This is a genomic window from Pyramidobacter piscolens W5455, assembly GCF_000177335.1.
GTDB lineage: Bacteria > Synergistota > Synergistia > Synergistales > Dethiosulfovibrionaceae > Pyramidobacter > Pyramidobacter piscolens.
In genome coordinates this window covers 1-703 of the sequence record NZ_ADFP01000073.1, presented here as the reverse complement: position 1 = coordinate 703, position 703 = coordinate 1, and the positions used below count along the sequence as shown (strand labels likewise).

The window sequence follows — 703 nt, the reverse complement described above, 5'->3', positions numbered from 1 at the left end:
CGAAAACATGCCACACATGAGGAATACCGATTCTCTCATTAACATATTCAGGCCAGTTATCTGGGCTTAAAAGCAGAAGTCCAACCCAGATAACGATCATATACATGGTTCTCTCCAGGGTTCATTACTGAACACTCGTCCGAGAATAACGAGTGGATCTCATAAGAATATATCAGAGATAGCGAATTTTATGCTCTCTGAGAGCCACTTTCCTTACGTCCTTTTCTTAGAGGGGTCTAACTTTTTAACAGAAAATATCTCAATAACAAGACCAGATGGAAGGGTTGTTAATCTTGAGTATAATTCTGGTATATTAAATAGGTTAGATCGACTAACTGCAGCTAATTATGGAATGCCTATAAATAGTAATCTATGTATTAACAAATTTGTAAATCATAAAGACAAAAGCATTATGCTACAAGCAGCATCTATATATACTCAAGGAGATGGGAGGGAGTGGGATTCGAAAATCATGTTTGAAATAATGTTTGATATATCAACGACTTCGCTCAGAGTGTTGGGGCGTGACTTGTTTGAACAGCTTACATCTAAGTGATATTTTTTATTTTAATAAGGTTTTAATTAATGGCTAGAAATGCAACAAACAAGTTACTGCACAAAGCTAAAAAATCGAAAAGCGACGAATTTTACACTCAGTATTGTGATATTGAGAACGAACTGCAATACTACAGAGAGCACTTCT

General features: G+C 35.7%; 2 protein-coding genes. Both read left to right on the top strand.

Annotated elements, in window-relative coordinates:
- The first annotated feature begins 100 nt into the window (after nucleotides 1-100).
- Entirely contained in the window at nucleotides 101-556 is a 456-nt protein-coding gene (locus HMPREF7215_RS14060) for an EcoRI family type II restriction endonuclease (RefSeq protein ID WP_083798281.1), read from the top strand.
- A 29-nt stretch (nucleotides 557-585) separates the two neighbouring features.
- Nucleotides 586-703, top strand: a 118-nt coding sequence (locus HMPREF7215_RS12780; protein WP_009164969.1) for a modification methylase EcoRI, incomplete at its 3' end; no start/stop codon positions are given.